25 protein-coding genes, 1 tRNA gene and 1 pseudogene are annotated in these 26,343 nt (G+C 38.7%); 14 read left to right on the forward strand and 13 right to left on the reverse strand.

Going from position 1 to position 26,343, the window contains the following annotated elements; genetic code table 11:
- Positions 1-46: 46 nt before the first annotated feature.
- The 6 genes from cas3 to LVD15_RS04310 all read right to left on the reverse strand — a co-directional run bounded on the left by cas3 (position 47) and on the right by LVD15_RS04310 (position 6,632).
- Positions 47-2,284 (reverse strand): CRISPR-associated helicase Cas3', encoded by a 2,238-nt coding sequence (gene cas3, locus LVD15_RS04285; protein ID WP_233779085.1) that lies wholly within the window; start codon positions 2,282-2,284, stop codon positions 47-49.
- Between the two features lie 2 nt (positions 2,285-2,286).
- The gene (gene cas5 / locus LVD15_RS04290) at positions 2,287-2,997 is read right to left on the reverse strand and encodes a CRISPR-associated protein Cas5 (protein ID WP_233779086.1); all 711 of its coding nucleotides are present in this window, start codon (positions 2,995-2,997) and stop codon (positions 2,287-2,289) included.
- 2 nt (positions 2,998-2,999) lie between these two features.
- Positions 3,000-3,893, reverse strand: a complete 894-nt coding sequence (gene cas7i / locus LVD15_RS04295; protein WP_233779087.1) for a type I-B CRISPR-associated protein Cas7/Cst2/DevR — start codon at positions 3,891-3,893, stop codon at positions 3,000-3,002.
- A gap of 2 nt (positions 3,894-3,895) precedes the next feature.
- Complete coding sequence (locus LVD15_RS04300; protein ID WP_233779088.1) at positions 3,896-5,647, reverse strand: hypothetical protein; 1,752 nt, start codon at positions 5,645-5,647, stop codon at positions 3,896-3,898.
- A 91-nt stretch (positions 5,648-5,738) separates the two neighbouring features.
- On the reverse strand, positions 5,739-5,966 hold the full coding sequence (locus tag LVD15_RS04305; protein WP_233779089.1) for a hypothetical protein: 228 nt from the start codon (positions 5,964-5,966) through the stop codon (positions 5,739-5,741).
- Positions 5,967-6,407: 441 nt separating this feature from the next.
- The gene (locus LVD15_RS04310; protein WP_233779090.1) at positions 6,408-6,632 is read right to left on the reverse strand and encodes a helix-turn-helix domain-containing protein; all 225 of its coding nucleotides are present in this window, start codon (positions 6,630-6,632) and stop codon (positions 6,408-6,410) included.
- Positions 6,633-7,191: 559 nt separating this feature from the next.
- On the opposite strand from LVD15_RS04310, the gene LVD15_RS04315 reads away from it, so the two are divergent.
- From LVD15_RS04315 to LVD15_RS04330, 4 genes are read left to right on the forward strand one after another with little or no spacing between them, the layout of a single operon-like run.
- Entirely contained in the window at positions 7,192-7,620 is a 429-nt protein-coding gene (locus tag LVD15_RS04315) for a hypothetical protein (protein ID WP_233779091.1), read from the forward strand.
- Positions 7,621-7,630: 10 nt separating this feature from the next.
- Positions 7,631-10,858, forward strand: a complete 3,228-nt coding sequence (locus tag LVD15_RS04320) for a SusC/RagA family TonB-linked outer membrane protein (protein ID WP_233779092.1) — start codon at positions 7,631-7,633, stop codon at positions 10,856-10,858.
- A gap of 6 nt (positions 10,859-10,864) precedes the next feature.
- Positions 10,865-12,247, forward strand: a complete 1,383-nt coding sequence (locus LVD15_RS04325) for a RagB/SusD family nutrient uptake outer membrane protein (protein ID WP_233779093.1) — start codon at positions 10,865-10,867, stop codon at positions 12,245-12,247.
- A complete protein-coding gene (locus LVD15_RS04330; protein ID WP_233779094.1) occupies positions 12,237-13,514 on the forward strand; it encodes a TlpA family protein disulfide reductase in 1,278 nt (425 codons plus the stop codon). Before LVD15_RS04325 ends, LVD15_RS04330 begins: the two co-directional genes overlap by 11 nt.
- A gap of 38 nt (positions 13,515-13,552) precedes the next feature.
- On the opposite strand, the gene LVD15_RS04335 is transcribed toward LVD15_RS04330, so the two are convergent.
- On the reverse strand, positions 13,553-13,846 hold the full coding sequence (locus LVD15_RS04335) for a hypothetical protein (protein WP_233779095.1): 294 nt from the start codon (positions 13,844-13,846) through the stop codon (positions 13,553-13,555).
- A gap of 322 nt (positions 13,847-14,168) precedes the next feature.
- Here LVD15_RS04335 and LVD15_RS04340 point away from each other — a divergent pair, with 322 nt between their 5' ends.
- The 3 genes from LVD15_RS04340 (at position 14,169) to LVD15_RS04350 (ending at position 15,056) form a co-directional block, all read left to right on the forward strand.
- Entirely contained in the window at positions 14,169-14,381 is a 213-nt protein-coding gene (locus LVD15_RS04340) for an RNA polymerase sigma factor (protein WP_233779096.1), read from the forward strand.
- Positions 14,356-14,601: a hypothetical protein gene (locus LVD15_RS04345; protein ID WP_233779097.1), complete on the forward strand. Its 246-nt coding sequence runs from the start codon at positions 14,356-14,358 to the stop codon at positions 14,599-14,601. The genes LVD15_RS04340 and LVD15_RS04345 overlap by 26 nt, the downstream gene beginning before the upstream one ends.
- Positions 14,602-14,723: 122 nt before the next feature.
- Positions 14,724-15,056, forward strand: coding sequence for a hypothetical protein (locus LVD15_RS04350; RefSeq protein WP_233779098.1), 333 nt, complete (start codon positions 14,724-14,726; stop codon positions 15,054-15,056).
- A 201-nt stretch (positions 15,057-15,257) separates the two neighbouring features.
- Here the strand turns inward: LVD15_RS04350 and LVD15_RS04355 are convergent, their stop codons facing one another.
- From LVD15_RS04355 to LVD15_RS04375, 5 genes are all read right to left on the reverse strand, one after another.
- Positions 15,258-16,628, reverse strand: coding sequence for a tetratricopeptide repeat protein (locus LVD15_RS04355; RefSeq protein ID WP_233779099.1), 1,371 nt, complete (start codon positions 16,626-16,628; stop codon positions 15,258-15,260).
- Positions 16,629-16,712: 84 nt separating this feature from the next.
- Positions 16,713-16,865: a hypothetical protein gene (locus LVD15_RS04360; RefSeq protein ID WP_233779100.1), complete on the reverse strand. Its 153-nt coding sequence runs from the start codon at positions 16,863-16,865 to the stop codon at positions 16,713-16,715.
- A gap of 302 nt (positions 16,866-17,167) precedes the next feature.
- Complete coding sequence (locus LVD15_RS04365; protein WP_233779101.1) at positions 17,168-18,391, reverse strand: site-specific integrase; 1,224 nt, start codon at positions 18,389-18,391, stop codon at positions 17,168-17,170.
- Between the two features lie 282 nt (positions 18,392-18,673).
- Positions 18,674-18,748, reverse strand: a tRNA-Pro gene (locus LVD15_RS04370).
- Positions 18,749-18,804: 56 nt separating this feature from the next.
- A complete protein-coding gene (locus tag LVD15_RS04375; protein WP_233779102.1) occupies positions 18,805-19,410 on the reverse strand; it encodes a carboxypeptidase-like regulatory domain-containing protein in 606 nt (201 codons plus the stop codon).
- A gap of 165 nt (positions 19,411-19,575) precedes the next feature.
- Between LVD15_RS04375 and LVD15_RS04380 the strand changes: the two are divergent.
- From LVD15_RS04380 to LVD15_RS04405, 7 genes and pseudogenes are all read left to right on the forward strand, one after another.
- Positions 19,576-19,961: pseudogene (locus LVD15_RS04380) on the forward strand (ArsR/SmtB family transcription factor).
- Complete coding sequence (locus LVD15_RS26815; protein WP_255763383.1) at positions 19,958-20,080, forward strand: HAD family hydrolase; 123 nt, start codon at positions 19,958-19,960, stop codon at positions 20,078-20,080. Before LVD15_RS04380 ends, LVD15_RS26815 begins: the two are co-directional and overlap by 4 nt.
- Positions 20,052-20,651, forward strand: coding sequence for a YjjG family noncanonical pyrimidine nucleotidase (locus LVD15_RS04385; RefSeq protein WP_233779103.1), 600 nt, complete (start codon positions 20,052-20,054; stop codon positions 20,649-20,651). Before LVD15_RS26815 ends, LVD15_RS04385 begins: the two co-directional genes overlap by 29 nt.
- An 80-nt stretch (positions 20,652-20,731) precedes the next feature.
- Entirely contained in the window at positions 20,732-22,360 is a 1,629-nt protein-coding gene (gene pruA / locus LVD15_RS04390) for an L-glutamate gamma-semialdehyde dehydrogenase (protein WP_233779104.1), read from the forward strand.
- Positions 22,361-22,484: 124 nt separating this feature from the next.
- Positions 22,485-23,102, forward strand: coding sequence for a helix-turn-helix domain-containing protein (locus LVD15_RS04395; RefSeq protein WP_202242264.1), 618 nt, complete (start codon positions 22,485-22,487; stop codon positions 23,100-23,102).
- Between the two features lie 483 nt (positions 23,103-23,585).
- Positions 23,586-24,509 (forward strand): M90 family metallopeptidase, encoded by a 924-nt coding sequence (locus LVD15_RS04400; protein WP_233779105.1) that lies wholly within the window; start codon positions 23,586-23,588, stop codon positions 24,507-24,509.
- Between the two features lie 122 nt (positions 24,510-24,631).
- A complete protein-coding gene (locus tag LVD15_RS04405) occupies positions 24,632-26,032 on the forward strand; it encodes an FMN-binding glutamate synthase family protein (RefSeq protein WP_233779106.1) in 1,401 nt (466 codons plus the stop codon).
- Here the strand turns inward: LVD15_RS04405 and LVD15_RS04410 are convergent.
- Positions 26,029-26,325 carry a hypothetical protein gene (locus tag LVD15_RS04410; RefSeq protein WP_233779107.1) on the reverse strand — a complete coding sequence of 99 codons (297 nt, stop codon included), beginning with the start codon at positions 26,323-26,325 and terminating at the stop codon, positions 26,029-26,031. The two genes, LVD15_RS04405 and LVD15_RS04410, sit on opposite strands and share 4 nt — an antisense overlap.
- Positions 26,326-26,343 lie beyond the last annotated feature (18 nt).

Genomic DNA, 26,343 nt, shown 5'->3' on the forward strand with positions numbered 1-26,343 from the left:
ATAAATTTGTTCCTATGTAAATTTGAAGGCCTCATTTTATTATCTTTTAATAAGTCTGAAAAGAAACATCTACATTCCTTCCATTATTATAAACTAATCCAACTTCAGCATCATATCTATAATTCACATATTTAAAGCCATCTTTATCTACTGTTATTTTTGCATTCTTATATCTACCTTTAGTAATTGATAATTCATACCTCACCTTTTTAGATCTATCAACATCGTCTAATTGTAATTCTTCATAAAAACAAATTGGAATAACGCTCACTGTATCCAACCCATCCCGCGTCATTGCGTCCTCACTTTCTGGAGGACAATCTCCTAAGAAGTAATATGTTGATTGAACCTTATTAAATGCCCCCCACCCTTCTTTAAAGCTTAACTTTTCTATAATGTCTATGTCCTGATATACTTCATCAACAAAGTTTAAAAAGTCTCCTTCTGTTATTCTAGTTTCGTTATGCCTATTAAGAACTTCAAATGTTTTATCTAAAATATCGGCTTCCGTATAAACATATTTTTGAGTAACCTCTGAGTGTAGATGAACAATCACCTTAGAATCCTTCTCTGACTTTCTTTTTCTATTTACCCTTCCAGCACGCTGAATGATGGCATCTATAGGCGCATTTTCTGTAAATAAAATATCAAAATCTATATCTAAAGAAACTTCAACAACTTGTGTAGCAATAAGAACTATAGATTTACCTTCTTCTTCAATATCTAAAATATTGGTCTCAATTTGTTGACGATCTTTCTGAATAAAACGTGAGTGAAAACAAATACAGTCTCTATCATTATTTTTAGCAAATGGCTTTAATTCTTCATATAAATCAATGGCTTGGTTAACAGTATTTACAACAATCAAAACTTTATCATAATTTTTTATAGCTTTTTTAACTTCAACCATATTTTCCTGGATTGGGATGTTTCGAACTTCAAACTGATTCCTGCTTCTTCCAAGTAGTTCAAAATCTTGAATAAGTTTATAGTTGCTCCCTCCCAATGCTTCAGCAAGTAGTTTCTTCAATTTTGTGGGCAGGGTAGCCGACATTATATAAAACTTTGCATTGAATTGCTCCCTTAAATATTTGATGGTCTGTAAAATTAATGCCAGTGTATAAGGAGAATAGAGATGGATTTCATCAATTACAATACGGGCATTCCTACAATGGAAAGTTTTTACTTCCCAAAATCCCAAATTAAATCCTTGGGTAAGTAATTGATCTATCGTGCAAATGGTAATGTTACTAAAAAATGTTTTATCTCTTAGGTATTTTCTAGACTCATAATCTTTGTCAACTTCTTTTTGGTAAAGCAAGGCGGAAGAATGTACAATAGAGCAATTTTCTTTACCAAAATATGCGATCAACCTTTTATATATTGCATTAGAAGTGACCCGCGTGGGCAGACAATAAATGATTTTATCAAACTCTCTCTTTTGTGAAGCCCAAATTAAACTTGCTTCTGTTTTTCCGCTTCCGGTAGGTGCAATTGCTAAAACATTCGATTCAATTTTACTATCTAACTGAAATTTTTTGAAAGCAGGATTATCCACTGTTTTACCTTCTTGTCTTAATTTGTTTTTTAAAGAATCTAATAATGTCTGGTTATCATAGATTAAAGGTTTTGCCAAGTTGAAATGTCCAGAAGCTGACCAGTCTGAAATGTTTAAAACTGCTTTTGCATAAATGTATTTTAGTCGATCTGGTGGCCTCCAATTATTTTTAAAATGATCAAAATACTTATGAAGAAAAAGATTTCTGTAAAGATTCGGTGTCACCAGAGAAAATCTCTCAATATTATCTCTAGAAGGTTTTTTAAACCTTTTCCCTTGCTTGTAGATTTTGGTATCTACAAACTCAAACCATTCCATCAAATCTTCTAAGATAATTTGAGTTTCTGAAGAATTATCTTTATTAATTAATTCTGAATTCAGCGGCTTGTGATGGGAGTATAGTGCAGCTACAAACTTGTCTTTTTTAAAGAAAAATTCTTTAGAAAAAAACCACAATATTATGCCCGAAAATAATTCGTGCCGCATCTTCTCATCTCCAAAATGGTGACCAAGCGAGTTTTGAAAATTCCGAGCAAGTTTCCCTGAATCGTGAAACAAACAGGTGATATATGCTGCTTGCCAAAAATCATCAGGTAAATCAGGTGTTCTTTTTTTCAACTTTATTAATGCTTCAAGTACATATTCCGTGTGTTCTATAAGCGTTTCAGTTTCAATTGCCCCAGTGTATCTGTTGGTTTGATATTTTGCGAAAATTTGGCTTAGCATAGTTACAGTTTGAAAAAGGGGATTTGAATGTCATTATATTTTATTCCTCTTTTTGCAAGTCCTTTTATATATGCTTCTTCACCAATAAATGAGAATTCTTTTCTCTTAACGACTTTTCTAATTCCATAATTTGAGTCGTAATGAAAAGCTACGGGTATTTCATAACTCAATGGGTCAACACTATCCCTCAAAGAAAATTCAAGACCAGTCGGTTGATCTAAAATTTCTTCCATCACATTTCCTTCCACAAGGCAATTACGCAGTTCGGTGCATTCAATAAATTCTGAAGTAATAGAAGTCTTAACCACTTTAGCCATTCCGTCTGAGTTGCCCAATGTCAAAGCAAAAACAGGTTGTTCAAGTGCTTCTTGGAGTTCTTTGATTTTGCTTGAAATTTCTGAGGCAAAGGCAATGTAAAAATGACCTTCAAAGAGAATCTCCCGAGTCAGGATATCCGAGATGTATTCCTTTCCTTTTAGTTTCTGATATTTCCATAAGTCATTTGATTTTCCTTGGTAACTTCCGTTTATTCCAAATTCAAAGTCAACATCAAAATAATCTTGGCTTTCTTTGGGGCTCAGCCCTAATGCCGCTCCGGCCAAACCAATAATTGTAGTTGGAGGTGGCAGTTCGTAACTTTTATGGAAGTTTTGAAACTCGGGGTTTCGGAAGGAACAACTTTGGCAAGCTAATTCTACAATTAAACACTGCATAATTACGCTTTATAATGTTCATGTACCCAGCTTCTTATTTTATCAAAGCCTTCACTAAGGGAATTCATTTCATCACTATTTTGAAAAATAGCAGATTGACCCGCTAATGTGTAATCTTCTACAAAGCGATCATAATCTTTTGCCACTTGTTTTAGTTGATCCAAATTGACTTTATTTCCGTCAGCAATCTGAACAGATTCTAAAAAAATAGGGTTCTTAGCTTTCATATAGGCTGCGGCTACAAACTTGGGCGATATATCTGCTAGAAAACGAGTTTGTCTTCCGCTAGACCATAGGTTCTGGAAAGCGTCAAGAAATCCTAAAACCCGTTTTGTTTTTTCTTCTGGAGCAAGTTCTCCATCTTCCTCAAAACCTTGCCCTGAACCTATTCTGTCTAACTCAATTAAAATAGTTCCTTTATAGAATCCCGAATGAATTTCAGTCTCGAAAATATTTGGCTCAACCCGTTTTCCTTCTTTAGTAAGTATTCCTTCTCCCATAAAATTGGTTCCATAATCCAAATCCCCTTTGTAGGGCGATAAACTAAGTAAACCTTCAACTCTTACAGGCGAAGTTCTATTAGTCCTTCCAGAGGCATCCATAAATCCAAAAAGATCATCATCAATAAATTCTTTAGGATCCAATGAAGTTACCACAGGTGCTTTTGGTGATTTTGGAGGCTCTATTTTTGAAAGTGGCCATCCTGAGGATCCTAATTGATCACGTAGAGCCCTTCTTATTGCCTGAGAAGATACATAAGGGAGTTGTTCTTCATTGGCTAAAGTTACTTTCTTGATTGGATTGATATTGTCAACTTCTTTATCAGCCCCGTTCAAAGAAGCAAAAGACACTTTGCTTAAATAGGTGATAGTGATACTGTTTGTTTTTAGTTCCATGTTTATACAGTTTTTTCAGTTTGTTTGAAAGGATGAATAGCGGGGTTTAAAATGTTCAATGCACCAATAATCAAAAATTGCTTTATTGTGTAATAATTTTGGTCGTTTATCTTATTGGCCAATTCTTCGTTTATTGATAGGCCGTATTTAAAATCCACCCTTATCAGCTCGTCCAAAAATTGTTTGTGGGTTCGGGCTTTTCGAAGTGAAATTAAATCCCCCCGCCCCTTTTTAGCGTTGGCAGCTTCACTTTGTGAAGCATCTTGATGCCGCATTTTTATTCCAATCTGCTTACCCAAATTAATGGCAGCGCTTTGAAGTGTTTCATCCATAGTATTAATTTTTGATTCATATAATTCAGTAAAAAGAAATAACTGTCTGTAATCTTTGTAGCCAATATGTTCATTGGAGCACAAGTAATTGAAGCACCTGAAAAGCAAATCTTCCATAGATGATAAAATACTTTTGTTTTCGAGTATTTCGCTTGCAATATAGTCACGTGCAATCCGCTCTAAGCGGAACTTGTTTTTTGCGTTGCGCTCGGCTGGCTTAATAATTTTCAAACTTGGCAACAGCCGGTTGAAAATGACACCTTTTTTTTCCAAGTCATAAAACAATTTAAAAAGGGGTGTTAAGCGATTTAAATTCTCATATATGGTTGGAAGCATGGTTTTACCATGAGCGTTGGCTTGAAAAGTTTCTAAAGCAAGTGGAGGAAGTTTGGTCATAATTGTTCCAAAAAGATCATCATCAGGAACTTGTTCCTCCGTTAAATTCCCGTATTTTTTTATGACCTTTTTGTAAAGCGAATATGCAAGTGATAAAGCGACTTCAAATTGTTCAGTGTATGTATCTTTTACTATTTCATCAGAAAATTTAATGTTCGATACAAACTCTTGATTCTTTATTTCAAGCCTTGATTTTGTTAAATCAATTTTACTGAGAAGCTCATATTGATGAGTTAGGTTATCTGATGAAATCAGATATATATAAATCGTTTCACGTAATTTATTAGGGTAGTGATAAAACGCATGAACAGGAGAGAACATACTTAAGTACCGAGCTTTCCAACTTATCTTTTTGTCACCTGCAAACATATGCGAGTTAAAATTTTGTAGACCAGAGAAAAATGGAGAAATGTTTGTAATATCAACCAACTCTTTAAATGACTCTCCCGTTAAATAACAATGTTTGTCCCCTGTCTCGATATAGACATTTTTTAATTTTGGTAAACGAGTAATTTTAGTATAGGGCTCATAGTAAAGTTTGCTCATTTTTTTTAGTCCAGATTTTTCGAAAAACATATCAAACTTTTCTAATTCTTCCAAATTACTCTTTGATAGCTTTTGGGAATTCGTCCAGCCATCCTCATTTCGTGTTACACCTTGGGCATTATTGGTCAGTAAGTGTGTTAATCCGTACGTATTCATTCTAGGAAACGGGATGAATTTATCTTGTTCACGACTATAAAAAATATTACAATCTTGAAGCTTATCCGCGTCCTCTTCCTGTTTAAGTGTATAGGTATTATACATGTCTACCCCCATCCAATAATAAAGTTCGTCCAGTAATTCAATGAGGTTCTCAGAATTTATTTCAAGTTGATGCTCTGTAAGGTCAAAACCAAAAAAGAATTCAAACCGGCTTTCTCTTTTTGCTTTTTGGAGATATGTATAAACCCCCAAAATCCCATTATTAAGTAATGTATGACCTGTTCGTTTAAATTGAATTTCTTTCATGGAATTTTTTCTCATCTAGTTACTGTTAAAAAAATAATTTCTTCATCAAGATCGAAGCTTAGAATCTTGTCACTTAATGCAAGCATTGTGATATTCTACATCTCATTCACTGCACTACTAAATAAGCCAACTCTAATTGATGGCACCATTCTGACGTGCATGTCATGACGGGACTCAATTCTAACTTTATTAATTTGCCTACACAGACTGCTTCTCTCTCCTCATGCGGGGCAAAAATGTCTCTTAAAAAATTCAATGAGTTAGTAATTGTAGTTATAATATCTTCAGTATCTATATCAGACAGAGCTGACAGTGAAACATCTCTTTTGGTCATAGGATTACATACTCTGTATAGCTTCCATAAGAGATAAGAAAAATCCCTTATTTCCTCAACACAATATAATTTATTTATAAAAGTCTTCGGGAGCAAATAAGCATCATTCGTAGTCAATTCAAACCTATCAAATCTTCCATTGAAGGGAATGAATTAAAGCCACCCCTCAATTTAAGCAAATACCTAGTGTAAGTGTGGAGCCCTTTATTATTGATATACCTCCTTATTCAATCTATATTTAAATTATGTAACTAATATACTAAAATCAGATATTTTAAACTTCTTTAATTTCCCAACAAAAGGATCTGGTTTCCGAACAATTAAATCAGGCTAAGAAAACACTAAGATTTAGGTCAATATACTTCTGCTACGCTTGCTTTACTCACAGCGCTGTTTAGAGATAGAGATCTAGAGAATAGATGAATGACTTTTAAGGAGCAATTACCCCTCTACCAATTTTAGAAGCTTAGATAGCTTCATTCCAAAATAATCACATAAAGCATGTAAAGTACTCACTGTAACATTTGACTTTGCTGTTTCTATTCTGCCAACATGTATGCCCGTATCATTGTACACTTCTTCTTGGGTAAGCCCCTTAGATTCTCGTATTCTTTTGACCTGAATAGCAATTTCTTTTAAAAGTTTATCATTTCTTATCTGCCCCATGCAGGCAATCTGATAATTAATAATGTTTTTTATAATGACATATTTGTCATTATAAAGATTAAATTGTACCTTGGATACAACTTATGTTACGGTTCAAGGAACTGTGACATTTTTTAATTAAAATCTTAGATTTGCGAATACTTCAAGATATTCGAAGCATTCGCACTTTGTCTCGTATTTGGGAACCTGGGAAATTTTCAATTGGACACGAGAAATAAGTGTAATGCTCACGCCAAAGGCGTGGGCTCGCTTGTTTGTGTCCAAAGGTCTCCCAGGACCTCCAAATACAGTAAGTGAGTCCCACGCCTCTTTTTTTATAGGTTTTTCTTCTTGCTTACTATGGAGACAGTCATTTATAAATAATACTGTTTGCCCATGATTCTGTCTTACTACACCTGGCTACACCGTCATCGCCCTCCTTCCTGAGTTGAAGTGGGAGCTCCGTTAGTTGTTTAGGTAGACCGGGAGGTGGTTATTTACTTAACGCCTTTCGGTCCTGTGCACCTGGCCGCTCCTCTCCTGCCATCTATTCCATTTTTCCTATCCTAAAACCTACAGCATGAAAAAATTGTACTCTTGCTGCCTGGCACAACTATGCCTTTGGTGCAGTAGACTCTTTTCTTTTAATCGCTCTCTGACTCATAAGCCTATCCTAATTCGTAAGTGGCTGTTGGTAAGAACCAGCACGCTTGACCGCATAGGCACTCTGGGAGGCCGACCTCACTCTTCCCTAGGGCCTTATGCCGTGGTGCTGCGCAATGCCCCCATGACTGACCTCATTCGCTACCTTAATGAGTATTATAATGATCAGGGAATCATCATTGAAGATGCTACCTGTTATGCTCAGCCAATTGATATCATTCTCCCCACCCGCCATGATGGGCTGGCTCGGGTGAGGGAGGTGCTACACATCTATGACCTGGACCTGCTGGAGGCTATTCCGCTTCAGCAGGAGGTCGTCTCACACCATAATGAATTTCTTACTTAAACCTATACATATGAAAACACTTTTATCCATTTTGTTTTGTGCTGGTCTTTATCTGGGGAGTGCATCCCTCAGCTTTTGTCAGCAGATGATGACTATTCACGGCAAGGTCATAGCCTCTACCGACAGTCTGCCGCTGCCCGGGGCTTCGGTCACTGTCAAAACCAGCCTCAAAGGCACTATTACGGATAGTAATGGTTCCTTCTCGCTGGAAGTACCTGAAGGCAGTATGTTGGTATTTTCTTATATCGGCTATGAGTCTCAGGAAAGAGCTGCCAGCAGCCATAATATGTTAGTGGCTTTGTCTGAGGATTACATGACGCTTGGTGAGGTGGAGATTTACTCTACCGGTTATGAAGAGGTGCCTGTAGAGCGGGCCACAGGGTCTTATGAGCAGGTCAGTGAGCAGCTGATCAACCGAAGTGTGGGAGCTGATATTATCAGTCGCCTGGACGGAGCCACCAGCGGCCTCTTGTTTGATCGCAGGCTGGTAGGCTCAGGTGCTACCTATGGTGATGATTATCGTAACCTGCGCATCAGAGGCATCAGCAGTATTAACAGCGAAACTAATCCGCTCATAGTGCTGGATGGCTTTCCTTATGAAGGAGACATCAACAGTATTAATCCTAATGACATTGATAATATCACGGTGCTGAAGGATGCGGCGGCAGCTTCTATCTGGGGAGCACGAGCAGCCAATGGGGTTATTGTTATCAGCACTAAAAAAGGGACTTTTCAGGAGCCGCTGCAAATCAATCTGGTAGCTAATGCCCGGATCTCTCAGGCACCGGATCTCTATGACAATCCTAACTATTTGTCTGCTCAGTATTTTATGGAGATAGAAAAGAGCTTGTTTGATCAGGGCTTTTATGACACTGACCTCAATAGTCTGTCTATGCCTGCGCTATCTCCTTTTGTAGAGCTATTAGCAGCACAGCGAGAGGGTGAACTCTCTGAAGAGCAGGTACAGCAGCAGTGGCAGGCATTAGAAACTGCCGATGTGCGCAAAAACGTGGAAAACCTATTTTATCAAAACGGGCTATCACAGCAATATGCGCTCAGCTTGCAGGGAGGGAATACCAAAAGCAGCTATTATTTTTCCGGGGGTTATGATGCTTTGCAAGCCAACGTCATCGGTAATGAAAGCGAACGGGTAACGCTAACGGCCCGCAATACTTTCAAGCCCATCAAGCAGCTACAGTTACAAACGGGCTTATTCCTGAGCAGTCAGCGGCGCCAGAACAATGGGCTGGCCTGGGGTGGTTACGGCTCCCGTTATCCTTATAATCAACTTATTGATGATAATGGTAATGCGCTACCGGTAGTGCGCGATTACCGCCTGCCTTATGTCAATCAGGCTGAAGAGGAAGGGCTACTCAACTGGCAGTACCTGCCGTTGGAAGAGCGTGACCTGATGGATAACACCATCAAGCAACAGCAGCAGCGCATCAACGTGGGCTTGCAATATGAGTTTTTGCCTAACACCAGCTTACAGCTTTCTTATCAGTACCAGCACCAGAGCAGTGAGGACACCGATCTGCGCAGCAAAGAGAGTTATTATGTGCGTAACCTGGTCAACCGTTTTACGGATGATGAGGGGGATCAACTCTTTCCATATAATGACATCTTGCAGGTAGGCCACCGTCAGGAAAAGGCGCATTCGGGAAGGGTACAACTTAGTACTTATCAGGTGTTCAGGGAAGAGCATGAGGTTTCTGCCTTAGCCGGAGCGGAGGTACGGCAGGTGCATATTCAAGGGCAAGGCTTTGAGTATTTTGGCTATGATGATGAGGTGCTCACCACCGTAGATATGATTGATTATATCACCTATCACTACACCCGCCCTAACGGCAGGGCTAGAATAGCGCCTCCTAATACCTCGTTGTCTGATCTTCTGAACCGCTATATTTCTTACTACGGCAATATGGCTTACACTTTTAAGCAGCGATACACGCTCTCAGGCAGTGCCCGCTGGGATGCTTCTAACTTGTTTGGAGTAAAAACCAATCAAAAAGGGGTGCCTTTATGGTCTGTAGGTGCCGCCTGGACGGTATCTAAAGAAAGTTTTATGAACCTCTCCTGGCTGCCTTACCTCAGGTTGAGGGCTACTTATGGTTATAATGGTAACATCAACCGGGAGGCCACGGCTTTTGTGACGGCGCGTTATCTCTCTTCTTATTTGACTGACTTTCAGGTAGCTGACATAGTGAGTCCCGGCAATCCGCAACTTAGATGGGAGAAGGTAGCGGTGTGGAACGCTGGTATTGATTTTAAGGCATTGAACAACAGGGTATCCGGCTCATTTGAATACTTCAGAAAGGAAGGGAAAGACCTGCTGGGCAGGCAGTCATTAGATCCTACCACTGGCTTTTCCAGCTTACAAGTGGAGGGCTTTATGGCCAACTATGCTAATACCAAAACGAAAGGCTGGGATCTCACCCTTAACACGCTTAACCTCAATGGTGCCATCAAATGGCAGACTGATTTTTTGGTCAGCTATGCGAAAACGCGTCTTACCTCTTTTGATGATGAGGCTAACAATAGTTCGATATATTCTTTCTTTAGAAACAGCACGCTGAAGCTAAAAGAGGAGGCACCGATAGATGCGCTATATGCTATTCCCTGGAGCGGTCTCGATCCTAACACCGGAGCTCCTCTGGTTATGGTAGATGGGCAAGAAAGCACGGATTATGAAACCTATTTCAACAACCTCACTTTCGAGGAGCTGAAAGAAGTAGGTCTGGTGGTGCCTCCTTATTTTGGTTCAATAAGGAACACCTGGTCCTACAAGCATTTTAGCCTGAGCGCTAACCTGACCTTTAAGCTCAACTATGTATTCAGGCGCAATAGCATAAGTTATCAGAGTGTATTTGATGGTCAGCAAATGGGGCATCAGGACTTTATGGATCGCTGGCAAAACCCTGGAGATGAAGCACACACCCAAGTACCTTCTATGCCTACGGTGAATGAGGCTTCCAATTTCAGGGATTATGCTTATAACTTCTCAGAGGTACTGGTGGAGAAGGGAGATCATATTCGGTTGCAGGATATCAGGCTGGGATATACTTTTCAACCGCAAGGGCAGCGTGCTTCCTGGTACAGAAGCATAGAATGTTATCTCTATCTCAATAATCTGGGCATACTATGGAGAGCCAATGACAAAGGATTAGACCCTGATTATCCTTATGCTGAGCTACTCCCGGGGCCTGTATATGCTATTGGTACTAATATTAAACTTTAATTTATCATGAAATCAATTTATACTTTTATACTCCTGCTACTGCTCTCTGCCTGTGATCAGGAGGAATGGCTGGAGATACGTAGCGACAAAAAACAGGTGGTGCCTTCTAGTTTAAAGGACTATCAGGCCATTTTAGATAATGCGCTGGATATGAATACCGCCACTCCTTCCCTGGGCGAGGTAAGTGCTGATGATTATTATATCACCCAGCAAGACTGGGAGACCATGACCAGTGGCGCTTCATTAATTCATCGTAAGGCTTACCTCTGGCAGGAAGATATCTATCAGGATGATGATCAGGTACCCAGCTGGAATATGCCTTACGCTACTATTTATTATGCTAATGCCGTTTTGGAAGGCATTAAAAAGGTAGAGGTAGCTCCGGATGAAAAGGCAGATTTCGACCGCATCAGAGGAACGGCCTTATTTCATCGTTCCTGGTGTTTCTTTCAATTGGCTCAGGTGTTTTGTCAGCAGTATGAGGCTGCTTCTGCAGCCAGTCAGTTAGGATTACCCTTGCGCACTGATCCTGATATCAATGTCACTTATCAGCGCAGTTCTTTGGAAGACACTTATCAAAAGATTATTGATGATCTGGAAACAGCATTGCCGCTACTGCCTGGCATCGCACAGGAATCTACACGCGCTTCAAAGGCTTCGGTTCAGGCCTTGCTCGCTAAGGTGTATTTGCAGACCGGAAGGTACTCACAGGCACTGCTGGCAGCAGATGAAAGTTTACAGCTATACCATGAGCTGATGGATTATAATGACCTTGATCCCTCTGCTTCTTATCCCTTTGAGATCCTTAACCCTGAAACGGTCTTTTATAACCGTATGCTTTATGTGAGCGAGGGGCCGTTGTCCAATGATAGAATGAGGATAGCCCCTGAGCTATACAACAGCTATGCTGAGCATGACCTGAGGAAGTCACTCTTCTATCGTGAAGCGGATGGTGATCATTTCTTCAGAGGCTCTTACAACAACGGCAACTTCTTTGCTATGTATTATTTCAGTGGTATAGCTACAGACGAACTCTACCTGATACGCAGTGAATGTTATGCCCGTACCGGAAAAGTGACTGAAGCGCTGCATGATTTGAATACACTTCTGCAGCATCGTTATGAACAGGGACATTTTGTACCAATAGCCATCAGCAATGCTGAACAGGCATTGGAACGGATATTACTGGAGAGACGCAAAGAGCTGGTATTCAGAGGCATCAGATGGCCTGACATCAAGCGTTATATTGCTTATGATGGACGAGACATAACGCTCCAAAGGCAGCTGGGCAACAGCACTTATTCGCTAGCTCCTCATGATCTCAGGTATACCCTGCCCCTTCCCTATAATGTGGTTTCAATTTCAGGAATAGAACAAAATGAAAGATAGCGCAATGAAGGTTATTGATATAGTTTACCTGATCAGTATGTTCGCCTTGCCAGTGCAGGCGCAGCAACAATCGCTTACCGTGGGTGAAGCCATTCCTAACGTCTCTTTGTATCCCTATCTCTCGGAAAAGGACACGGTAGAATTGTATGATTACAAAGGAAAATGGGTGATATTGGATTTTTGGAGTGCCTACTGTGGGGCTTGCATGAAGTCTCTAAAAAGAGTGGAGAAGCTGCAAAATGAATTTGATCAGGACATACAGGTCATACTCATTAACAATAGAGATGATCCTGAGGAGGTCATAGCGCACTTCAAGGATAAAGGCTGGGAAATTCCTGCTAACCTGCTCAGCACTACTCAACCGCTTGCAGATGCTTGGTTCCCGCATAATGGATATCCGCATCAGGTATGGGTCAACCCTCAAGGGGTGATCAAAGCGATTACCTCGGAATTATACGCCACCCCGGAAGTGATGAAAGGCATACTGTCCGGTGGTCCGGCTGCCATGCATTTGAAGCAAGATATCTCCTTAGAGCTGTATGAGCCTATTTTATCGTTGAGGGAAGGCTCTGTAAAGCCCTATTTCTATTCCGCTGTTACGCCTCGCTTACCCGATAATAATTCAAGCATTATTAATTACAGAGGCCATCGCTTGTATCATAACCTATCGGCTTTAAGTTTATTTAAAGAGGCGTATGAAATACCTTCTTTTAACACTAAGAATCATATTATTGTTGAGTTATCTGATTCTACGCGTGCCCGTTTAATAGCCCCCCATTCTGGCAGCACCTTAGATAGCATTAACAGTTATTATCAGTGGCAGCAAGACAATATCTATTGTTACTCATTCTATCTGCCTGCAAAGCTTTCAGAAAAGGAGCGCCTGGCTATTATGCAGCGTGACCTGAATTTGTTTTTTGATCATCACCTGGGTATTACCGCTCATATCGAAAAACGCTCCATGTCGTGTCTGGTATTATCTCAGGAAGATGATAGGAGCGCGCAGAGAGTCGATAGGAAAAATAATTCCTCTCAGAAAGAAATCACTATAGCTCAATTAACGCAGATGCTGGAAAGTAATCTCAGACAGAGCCAATGGAGGGTGGTGAGTGATCTGGAGGAGGAACTTACGGTAAGCATATCGCTTCAGGGAGATCTGAATGATCTGGATAGTGTAAAGCATCAACTCAAGCAGCAGGGGTTTAGGCTGATCAGGGAGGTGAAGGCATTACCTGTGCTGGTGATTTCTGACAAGCAATATCAGTAGAAATAAACAGGGGCTTCTGGCCCCTGTTATAGTACCTGCTAGTCTCGCATGGTTACCTGAAGATACAAGGAAGCAGCTCCCGCCTCTTCTATGTTGCTAATAGGTGGTGTGTCATCGCTCTCCAGCACACTATTATCAAATTCCACAGCACAATACTTATCCCCGGATACGCATCCAGGGTTACCCTGCAAGTGCGGGGTGATAATATTGCCTTGCTGATCGAGCTCAAACCAGGTGGTCTCCGCTTCAGCTTTTTCACTATTGAAGGCAAATACACTCAAAGCAGATAATAACAAAGCCACTACAGACAGTTTTTTAATTAGATTTTTCATAATTTTAATGTTAAGATAAAAACCAATTTTGTTTGCGCTGTCACTTCGGTAGACAGCACCTCCTGAAGCGACGGTCTCCTGGAGATAGTCGCTTCTTGTTTTCTCTTATCAATACTGATATTGAGGCCTTTACCCTACTCATCATCCATAAATATATTTTCCTGTGCTGGGTTCTCCTCTCATTTAAAGCCGTCACTAACCGCTGGATTCTCTCATTAAGCGCCCAATTTTTTTTACTTATGAGTGTAAGCTAATGATGTAAATTTTCCAACATATTATATATCCTGTTGCTAGCTTGTTAAGGTACTTTTCTTTTTTGCCTATGCCTGGTACAGCTATTGACCGACTCATCCTATTGCTGCTCTCTGAGAATGACGGCAGAGCACTGGAAGTGCTGCAGGATACCTATGGTCATGAGCTTTTTAAGATCACCATGAACCTGGTAGAGGTAGTGGCTGATGCCGAAGACATTATGCAAGAGACTTATATCACTTTATGGGAGAAAAGGCATGAAGATATCTCAAAACCAGACTGAGATGGATGTGGGAAGTTACTATCCCACTCTTCACCATTTGCCTGGCTATGGCCATGAAGCTTATCAGCCAAAAACAAAAAGCATGGATATTTTCGGATGTCATTCAGGAGAAGGCGCAATATGTCAAATGCCTATTATTAACCCCCCAGCCCAAAATTCTGATAGTCTGGAGCATGATCCTGCCAACTCCTCTCCTGTAGTGATTTCAGCAAAACCTTAGTTTTTAATGGGTTAGTGTTTTTTTTTAATAGGGTTTCTGCGGCCGCCACCTCTCATGCATAAAGTAATTATTTTTTAATTTATACTTGTATTTAAAATAACAACCATATAAAAAATAATAATATGAAAGAAATACTGTATTATATTACAAGAATATTTATAAGTCTATATAAAGAAGAAATAAAGGACTTTATCGAGAAACTTTTCATCTCTTGTAAAAGGATTATTTTATTCAATAAACAGAGGATGAACCAAAAATTGGCAGTTAATGCGTTTTTTATCTTGCATGGAGCCTTCTTGATTTGCTGTAGTATATGCTCAACAACCTATAGTTTCCATTTAGGAATGGAAGGAGGATTTGGAATGACTCAGTCCCTATTATTAGGCTTTTGCTTTTTGATGATGTTTGCTCCACTAGGTATTATCTCGCTTAAAGCGTCTAAAGTCTTTGGGTAAGGATATCCCCATCTAAATTGTTATTTGGATGGGGATTTCAACCTCTTTATAATGGAAAATAACTTATCATTTACTAATTACATACAATTAAGTAAAGCTCAGATATATCATCTATCACCAGAAGTATTTCCAGTATAGTAGCTCAAGGGAAATACACGAGGTGAAAAGAGGCTTTATAGAATAAAATGATTGACTCTTTTATTAACCTTCATTAAGTAAATCCCTAACTTTTTTCACCTTAGTCTCGTAATTCACTTTTTCAACCTTGAGATAAATAGCAGTACCAATAAGAAGCAAAATGAATAATAGAATAAGCGCACTTGCCCAGTTAATTATGGTAGCACGCTCCCGATCAATTTCAGCTTGTTTAATATCACGATAGTGGATCTCTATTTCTTTATCCAACAAAACCTGTAACCTTTTATAATCTAGTTGATCCACTAATTTAACCCTCAAATCATCTTGCTTTTTTCGTAAATCTTCTACCTTAAAAATCTCATTAATATTCACTCTCCCTCCTTTTGAAACTAAAGCTCTCTGGGATTTAGAAATCAAATTCAAACTTTGTATCAGGGATTCATTAATCACTTCTTTATCTGCTTGGGCTATAGCTCTATTAAAAGTTCTTATCGCTTCTGCGTGTTCACCCTGAAGTTGATAAAGCTCTCCTTCTATATTTAAGCTTAAGATCGAATTTGCTTCATCTAAAGAAATTTGACTCGCTAATTCATGAGCTTTGTCCAACCATTTTCTTGTTTGATTAAACTCTCCTTTTGCATTATAAATGTTGGCAATATTCAAGTAAATTAAGTGCTTTTGACGATCTGAAACATTACTCATTGCCAGAGCCTTTTCACTATATTCTACAGCTTTATCATAATCTTGTTTGTTATAAGCCACATTACCTAACTTATTGCAAAGGTTACTCAACTCCTCACCATACTCTTTCCCTGACTTACTTAGACTATTGATTGACTCATTATAATAAGCAGTGGCTTCATTCCATTCCTCCAATTTATACTTACTCGTGGCTATATTTTTTTGAGCATGTGCAAGGTAATACCAGTCTCCAACCTTTTCATAGAGGGACGCAGCTTTCTGAAAGTAAGGTAAGGCCGAATCATATGCCTTTATACGAAAAAAAATATCTCCAATATTATGAATGGCATCAGCATTTCTTAGATGATCATCTATACTAGCAAATAACTCAGAAGCAGTAAGATAATGATCTATTGCAAGCTTGTAATCGCTATTTAAATTAGCTATAAAGGCTTTAGAATATTCCCCACGAGCCTGATAGTAAATATTACCATGCTTTTGAGATATAGACAATAATTGATCTACGTGCTCTTCGGCCAATGAAAGATCCGTGGACTTATAATCTTTATACAACTCAAAATGTATGGACATACGAGCTTTATCATCCAAACCATTGCCGCTTAGTAATTGCTCTAATCCTTTAGTGTCCTCAGGCAATTCCCTTTTATACATTTCTTCTGGTTCTGTACAAGAAATTATTGCCACTGCTAGAGCAATACAATAATTAAAAAGCTTAAACCTTAAAAGTTTCATTAGATATAGGTTAGGTTGAATTAAGTGTTAAATCTTCGATTATCTTACATAAGTAAAATATACATTAATAGTAAGCTACAACGATTATTCCCTGTTCCCAATGGGTTCAGATTTGTCTCCTCCTGGCTCTGTTGGCAATTCCTTTTTACTGATCTCATCAAAGGGATCATTACATGAAGACAGCAAACCAAAGCTTACCATTATCACCAACAGAAATAATATTTTGAATATTTTCATTGAACTGAAAGCGTTTATACTATGTATTGATTTGTAATATAATTAAATGCTTAGTTTTCTTAATAGGGATAGAATATTAAATGGTGGTTTTGAAGGTAATGACATCAATAAAACCTGTGTTATACCTTCAAATATTAAAAGAAAAGCTCATAAAAGCACATAAAATAGCTCTAGGGGGAACTACATCAGTTAGTCTTATCGAAGGATTACTAAGGAAGTCACTATTGCTTCCATACAGCTTCCTGTTTTATGCTTATAACTTAAAGCTTTTAAGCCTTGAAACCTTCTTCCTTTATTAATTACTACCTAAGCTTCTCCCTCAACCCCGCCATATCTCTACTGATCTTTTGCTTTATCACTTTAGCATAAATTTGTGTGGTACTCAATTTCGTGTGGCCAAGCATTTCACTCACGGTTTCTATGGGGATATCATTTGCTAAGGTTATAGTAGTTGCAAAGGTGTGCCTGGCAGTGTGGAAGGTGAGATTTTTATTAATTCCGCAAAGTACAGCCAGCTCCTTTAAATATTGATTAGTCTTTTGATTGGAATATACTGGCAGGCATTTGCCTTCACCTTTCATAGGCAAATCATTGCGGTGTTTATACTTCTTTAAAATACTTAATGCTTTCGGCAAAAGCGGTACTGAAAATAGCTTATCAGACTTTTGTCGTCTACCTGTAATCCACAATTCATTATCCACTCCTTTAATAATATTATCTGTCGATAAATTCAAGGTATCTATATATGACAACCCGGTATAACAGGCAAAAACAAACACATCTCTTACTAACACCAACCTATCTTTAGTCAGCTTTACACTTTCTATATGCTGCAGTTCATCATGATTTAAGTAACATCTTTCCGTCTTCCTAAATTTCAGTTGGTATTTAATAAACGGGTTTTTAGTTATCCACTCTTCCCGTAAGGCCAGATTCATCATTTTACACAACCTTTCCATATGCTTCATTGTACCATTCTGCGTACAGGGTAAGTTCGATTGCAAAGGATTATTTCTGATATACCTTTCAAAGGATTTAATAAAACCATAATTCAACTCTTCCAGGTAGATATCCTTTACTCTAAGTCTGGATTTAAGAAATTTACGAATATACCTTTCAGTACTCCGATAGTTCTTCATAGTGCCTTCCTTAAGCTCGTAGCCCATTTCCCGATTATGATATTCTACAAGTTGAAGTAAGGTATTACGCTGCTGATCCTGCCCGGTATACCTGTTTTTAATGGCATCTGCTGTAATTATCTTTCGTTCCTTTTCCAGCTCTTCTATACATTCATATAATCTATTACGCAGGGTACCCAAATAGCTATTTAAAATATCGCTCCCTTTGCCAGATTTACGCACTCGGGACTTCACAGCATCCCAATCTTCCAGATGTACCTTGCGCTTGATAGACATATCCACAGAGTGTCCATTAACCGTAATACGCACATAAATAGGCACCTGACCGCTTATTTTCTTATACTTCTTAACATAAAAAGAAAAACCAAATGTTGACTGACTCCTCATATAACATAGTGTTTAATGTAATTTGACTTTATTTGTGCCCTTTTTAAAAAAGGGCACAGAAACGGAGGTCATTTAGAACCAATCGAGTTCATTCAATAAAACTCAACAAATTGATTATCAATACATTAATTCATCATCAACACTAAAAATAGCAATAAAAAAGGGGGCACGAAAAGGGCACATTTTTATTGATTTTCTTTGTGTTTAGTTGGTGGGGTAATAACAAAAAACCCCTTAAAACATATGTTTTAAGGGGTTTTGGTTTTTGTTGTTGTAAAATCGTCGGGATGACTGGATTCGAACCAGCGGCCCCCACGTCCCTAACGTGGTGCGCTAACCGGGCTGCGCCACATCCCGTTCCTTAATGGGCTGCAATTATACTGAAATTTTTATTTTTTATCGCAAAGGATTGACTAATCCTTTTTCTTATTTTTCAAGCCCTTAAAAAACCGAGCCCAATTAAAGGGATTCAGCAGTGGATTGGGCCTGGGGCCGAATCTATCGTTTTGATACATTGCCCAGTTATCCATATAATATCGATAGTTTACGTAGCCATCCATGGGTGTGGTTTGCATCATAAGGGCTAGTAATTCATCATTCAGGTTTTGTGAGTTCACATCTTCGCTCACCGGCAAGTTCAGCGCCAGCACAGCCTCTTTGAAAATCTCCTCTGTGGGGAAAGGCATAATTTCCACCGTCTCCAAAAAGGTGGTATCAGAAATCAACTCTACCAATATCGTAAGGTTATCTCCTTCGGTATCGGGCACTCTATAATATTGCTTTTCGAAGCCTACTGCACTAATTACTATCTCATCTCCTACTAGTGTAGGCATGGAAAAGTAGCCCACCCTATTGGTAGAAGTTCCTCTACCGGCCTTAGGCACATAGACATTTACCCCGGGCACTCCGGCTACACTGTCTTCTCCCAAGATAATTCCTGATAATTGTATCACTCGTTTTTTACCTTGAGCCTGAGTGTTTTGTGATGAAAACAACAGACCTAAACAAAGTATCAACATTAAGAAAATAAGGGATGAATTATTTCTGTGGTGGCTTTTTATAGTCATCAAAACGGGCATTGTGCAAAATTCCGAAGTTATCAATTGAACGGTAAATTTCCTTATAATGTTCACTAATTATTTTTTAAATTTGATAATATACATCTTTTACTCCGTTGTAAATTTATGAGGTTAAAAAATTTCAGCTTGTCGTTTGGTTCCCAAATATTCAAATCCTGTTCTGATGAATCCAGGCTTAGGATACTTTTCCTCATATTTCAAAATAAAGAGATGTGCATCTCTGATTTAGAGCAAATTCTAGACTTCACACAAACTAAAACGTCTCGACATCTTATTTATTTAAAAAACTCAGGTATAGTAAGTACCCGCAAGCATGATCAATGGGTTTTTTATCACCTTAAAGATGAGGTCTATGACATTATCAGTCAGATATTCCAGTTTTTAGAAAAAGACCAACCTTAAAAATTGACCTACAGACTTATAAAACGATGTATTCTAACCGGGAGCTGGCGCTTAACAAGCTGGAAACCAAAAACTGGCAACGTGAATGAACTATAAAGCCATATTCTTCGACCTCGATCATACTTTATGGGATTACCAAAAAAACGCTTCCGAAGCGCTGGAAGAGCTATATAAACAGTTTGACTTATACAGGCTGGGGGGGCTTTAGCAGCAGTGCATTTATAGAACGATTCACCACAGTAAATTACGGCCTTTGGGATCAGTTTAATCATGGCCTCATTGATAAAGACAAACTTAGAGAAGAACGATTTCATAAAATACTTCATCATTTTAAGGTGTTGGATAAGCCGCTGTCACTTAAAATATCAGATGCTTACCTGAAGCTATGCCCCACCAAAACGAACCTTTTCCCTTATACCCATGATGTGCTCACCTACTTGCAAAGTAAGTATCAACTTTATATACTCACCAATGGCTTTAATGATGTACAGCAGATAAAGATCAATAGCAGCAATCTTACTTCTTATTTTAAGGGTGTGATCACCTCTGACAGTATTGGGTATAAGAAGCCTAACAAAGAGATTTTTGATCATGCTTTAGAGGTAGCTGGCATTGCTAATTATGAAGGACTCATGGTGGGAGACAACTTGAATGCTGATATTAGAGGAGCCCGAAATGCTGATATTGCTTCTATTTACTTCAACCCGGAGCGTAACCGCCATAAGGAAAAGCAACTTACGGAAATCAGCTGCCTTAGTGAACTTATGAATATTTTGTAACAATCAGGCGATTAGTTAAGTTATTAAAGTAGATTTACTAGTGAAAAAAATTTTGTAATACTAAATAATTAACTTAAGCAATGCCTAAAGGAATATACAAGATACCTACTCCAACCAATGAACCGGTATTATCATATGCACCGGGAACAGCAGAAAGAGAAACGCTAAAAAAAGCGCTGGAAGAAACGAGAGCAAAGGAAGTAGAGGTACCTATGTACATTGGTAGCGAAGAAGTAACTACCGGAAATAAAATAGCGATGACCCCTCCTCACGATCACAAGCATGTGCTAGGGTATTTTCATGAGGGAGATTCATCTCACGTAGAGCAGGCCATAAATGCAGCATTAGGTGCAAAAGAGGCTTGGGCTTCTCTTAGCTGGGAACACAGAGCCAGCGTTTTCCTTAAAGCTGCTGATCTTATTGCCGGACCTTACAGAAATAAAATAAATGCTGCCACCATGATGGGGCAGTCAAAAAATGCTTTTCAGGCCGAGATCGATTCAGCCTGTGAGATAGTGGACTTTTTAAGGTTCAACGCACATTTCATGCAGCAGATCTATGATGATCAGCCTTCTTCTTCTCCTGGTGTATGGAATAGAACAGAATACAGACCTCTGGAAGGTTTTGTATTTGCCATCACTCCTTTTAACTTCACTGCTATAGCGGGTAACTTACCTGCCTCAGCAGCATTAATGGGTAACACCGTAGTATGGAAGCCAGCATATTCTCAAGTATATTCTGCTAACATAATCATGCAGGTATTTAAAGAAGCAGGTTTACCTGATGGGGTAATCAACCTTATATTTGTAGATGGACCAGTAGCAGGTGATGTAATCTTTAATCACCCTGAATTTGCAGGTCTACACTTTACAGGAAGTACTGCCGTATTCAAACAACTATGGAAAACTATAGGTCAGAATATTGATAAGTACAGAACATACCCTCGCATAGTAGGAGAAACCGGTGGTAAAGACTTTATTATGGCTCATAAATCAGCCGATGCTAAACGTCTGGCCACTGCCATAGTAAGAGGTTCATTCGAATTTCAAGGACAGAAATGTTCTGCTGCCTCAAGAGTGTATGTGCCATCTAACCTATGGGAAGAAGTAAAAGGTTATATAATCGAAGACATAAAAACACTGAAAGTAGGTAGCCCTGAAGACTTCTCTAACTTCGTTAATGCAGTTATTGATGAGAATGCTTTTGATAAGATAGCTGGTTATATAGATAAAGCCAAGGCTAATGATATGAATGAAATCATTGCTGGTGGTGGATATGATAAGTCTAAAGGATACTTCATTGAACCAACAGTTATCGAAACTAAAGATCCTCAGTCACTTACCATGTGTGAGGAAATTTTCGGCCCTGTGGTAACTATATATGTTTACCATGCTGAAAACTTCGAAGATACATTGGAGCTGGTAAACAGCACATCTCCTTACGCACTTACTGGTGCTATTTTCTCTACTGACAGATATGCCATTGATTTAGCCGCGAAAAAACTCGTACACGCTGCTGGTAACTTCTACATCAATGATAAGCCTACAGGCGCAGTAGTAGGTCAGCAACCATTCGGAGGAGCCAGAGGATCAGGCACTAACGATAAAGCAGGATCTGCATTAAACCTATTAAGATGGGTTTCTTCCAGAACTATTAAAGAGACATTTAATGCTCCTACTGATTATCGCTACCCATTTCTTGGAGAATAGTTAAAGCTATTTATATATCAAAATGCCATCTGAACTATTCAGATGGCATTTTTCGTTTATAATCAATTAGTTACCCAAACTAAAAGACGAAATATTTACAAAAAATAAATGTTTTATATTATTTTTGAAGAATACGATATGGCTAGTAAACATTTTCAACCTTAAAGCATTTAATACTTATAACTTTGTACTAACGTCTATGCCTGGCTTTACTTTTAGTAAAGTGGATCATTACAGAACTAAATGGCCACTTACAGATGATATTATTGATTTAAAGTTTCCTTCTGAACTTGAGAGTATGGATGAAAATTTGTTAAAAGATAGCTTACTCATCTTCATTGTAGAAGACGATCCTATGTTTCTTCAAATTTTAAATACTCACTTTAGCAAACTTCAACTCAAATTACCTAATGATACTCTGGTTAAATTCAAAATCAGAAATTTTGCCACTGGCCAAAGTGCGATCAACCACCTGAACCTAAAGCCTGATATTATTTTGCTCAATTATTTCATTAATCACGGCTTGCCTAATGCTCTGAGCGGACATGAGACCCTGCGTGAAATCATGGAAATTAACCCTGAGCAAAAGATAGTAGTATTGAATGACCTGCCGTTTGACATCAGCCATGCCTTTGTAGAAAATGGCTTAAGAGATTACATTATTCAAGACGAAGAAGCTCTGAATCACCTCAACGAAGTACTATTTGATGTCTTAAAAAACGTTAAAAAATCAGCTCAATAGCGAATTTTAAGCCATTTATTAAACATAGGTCATTAATATACGTTTCTCTATATGAATTTTAGCAAAGAGAAACCTGGTGGATAATTCGAAACAAAGCGTAAATCAAATAATACTCACTACATGGCTAATGATTGCGCTGCTTATAATGTTTGGAAGTACGGGCACCTCATTGTACTTTATAATACAATTTATTATTAGTCACCCAGCTCATAATAAAGCTTTTATCTTAGGAGGTCTTTCCTGCTTTCATGAAACGCTGAACATTCAAACTACTGTTAAAAACATTATCATCACTACCACAGAAAATTGGGGGTTGATAGCAAAACATCGCTTCACTACTTCTGTTTGTGGAAATTGTTTTATCCACCACGTTTCTATCCCTGCCCATTTTAAGCTTGCAGGTAGCACAACCATTAAACCTAACTATAATCAACTATTGGTACTCTCATAAAATATGAGAAGCACATACCAATACCCTAGAAAATGAAAAAACACTTTAAACCTGATTGGTTCGATTATTTCCTAAGTGCAGGAGCTTTTACCATCCTATTAATCTTTTGCTACCCTCTGTACAGCGACGACATTAGTTTGCTGCCCGTAGTAGCGGCCTTCTGTCTCATAGCAGCTTACCTATTGTTCTATAGGCTTACCAGAAGTGTAAGAAAACGAAACAAGTTAATAAAGCTGGAATTTTCTCAAGAATGGAGAGATATTCTTAATGATAAAGTGAAATTTTACCGTGGATTAACTGAGAAAGACAAGTCTAAATTTGAAAGGGAAATCAATATATTTATCTCAGAAAAGCTTATCACAGGCATTGAAACCGACATTACCGACACAGACCGATTGTTAGTAGCTAGCAGTGCTATTATCCCCGTATTTGCTTTTCCTAACTGGAACTATGATGACCTTACTGAAGTACTCATATATCCCAACTCTTTCAACCACGAATATCAGCTAGAAGGCAAAGGACGTAATATTTCAGGAATGGTGGGCAATGGTGTAATGAATGGAAAAATGATCCTTTCCAAAAAGGATTTGCACTACGGTTTCGAATATCCGCAAAGCAAATCTAACGTTGGAATTCATGAGTTTGTACACCTTATAGATGACTCTGATGGTAGTATTGATGGAATTCCTGGTCTATTAATGGAGCATAGCTATGCCCAACCCTGGCTGGAGGCATTACAGCGAGAAATTGAAAAAATAAGAAAAAATAAATCTGACATTAACGCCTATGGAGGCACTAGCAAAGAGGAGTTCTTTCCCGTTATTAGTGAATACTTCTTCCAAAGGCCAAGGCTATTCAAGCGTAAACACCCTAAATTATATAAAATGATGAACAAAGTATTTAGGCAGGATCCGGTAAGCAGACTCAAGAAAAAAGTAGCCCTAAAAACAAAATAGTTAATACATGCGCAATATATTCATTTTTTGGAAACCTCGTTCTAGTAAGCCTAACCATTGCTATCTTCTTTATTTGGCCTCCCATCATCTGGACATTAGCTATCATTGGCCCTTTTATTTTATTGGGCATTTATGATCTTCTACAAAAGAAGCATACCATATTAAGAAACTTCCCTGTACTGGGCCACTTCAGGTATTTCTTTGAGTTGATATCTCCTGAGATTCACCAGTACTTTGTAGAGTCAGACACCGATGGTAAGCCTATTGATCGGAATCATCGAGCTTACATTTACCAACGCGCTAAATTACAGACAGCCACACACCCTTTTGGCACTCAGCTAGACCTGAATGAGCCTGGGTATGAATATATGCATCAAAGCATTTATCCAGCAAAAAAACTGGATGATTTCCCTAGAGTTACTGTGGGCGGGCCAGATTGTAAATCTCCTTATTCGGCCAGTATTTTTAATATATCTGCCATGAGCTACGGAGCTTTAAGTAAAAATGCGATCACTGCCCTCAACATTGGGGCAAGGGAAGGTCACTTTTTTCATGACACAGGCGAAGGAAGTATCTCTCCATACCATCTCCAAGGTGGTGACTTGGTATATGAAGTGGGCACAGGCTACTTTGGCTGCAGATCAGAGGATGGTAATTTTTCTCCTGAGAAGTTTAAAGTGCAGGCAGAGCGCCAAGAGGTGAAAATGATAGAAATAAAAATATCTCAAGGAGCCAAACCGGGTCATGGCGGAGTATTACCAGCCTCTAAAAATGATGAAGAGATTGCTGAAATAAGAGGCGTAAAACCACATACTACCGTCCTATCTCCTCCAGGACATTCTGCATTTAATGACGCTCAAGGCTTGTGCTATTTCATTAAAGAATTGCGAGACCTTTCCAAAGGTAAACCCATCGGCTTTAAGCTATGCATAGGTAACAAAGATGAGTTTATAGAAATATGTGAGGCAATGCGTAAGACAGGCATCAAACCTGATTTTATTACTGTAGATGGCGCTGAAGGTGGTACAGGAGCGGCCCCCATTGACTTCTCTAACTATGTAGGCATGCCATGGGAAGAAGCTTTAATATTTGTGGTAGATATGCTCAATGGTTACGATCTCAAAAAAGACATTAAAGTAATAACCGCTACCAAAATATTTACTGCCTTTGATATATACAAAGCCTTAAGCATGGGGGCAGATATCTGCAACTCCGCGAGAGGAATGATGCTGGCACTAGGTTGCATACAAGCTCTAAAGTGCGATACTAATAACTGCCCCACAGGTGTTACTTCTAACAAACCTCACCTAAGAAAAGGATTGGTAGTATCAGAAAAATGGAAGAGAGTGAAAAATTATCACCAAGAAACCTTAAAAGATTTTATTGAACTACTCTCAGCCTCTGGTAATAGCTCCATAGAACAACTCAACAGAACACATATTTATAAGCGTACTTTCAATAACAACTTGCTATCTTTTGAAGAAATATATCCTAGTGTAAAAGAGGGTAAGTTAGCTCGCTAGTATTTACCAAACGTTCTGCTTCTCCTTAAGGTCATCTTTACTTTGGGCTTGTCTCCTACCGGAGCTAATTCTGTCTGCATGAATTTGAGCAACTTATGAATAAGCTCATGACAATTATGAAAGCGATCCTTACATTTAATGGCATCATATTTCGCCAACTGAGCACTGAAAGCCATTTCTTCCTGATGGCTGGCATCTATGTAACGATTAACATTAAAAATCAACTCTCCTTCACCGGAAGACACTTCTACCATAAACTTTAGTGCAGGCTTTTGAATGATAAGTTTATCCATAATAATTAGCGTTTGTTG

This window comes from Fulvivirga maritima (genome assembly GCF_021389955.1).
GTDB classification, from domain to species: Bacteria; Bacteroidota; Bacteroidia; order Cytophagales; family Cyclobacteriaceae; genus Fulvivirga; species Fulvivirga maritima.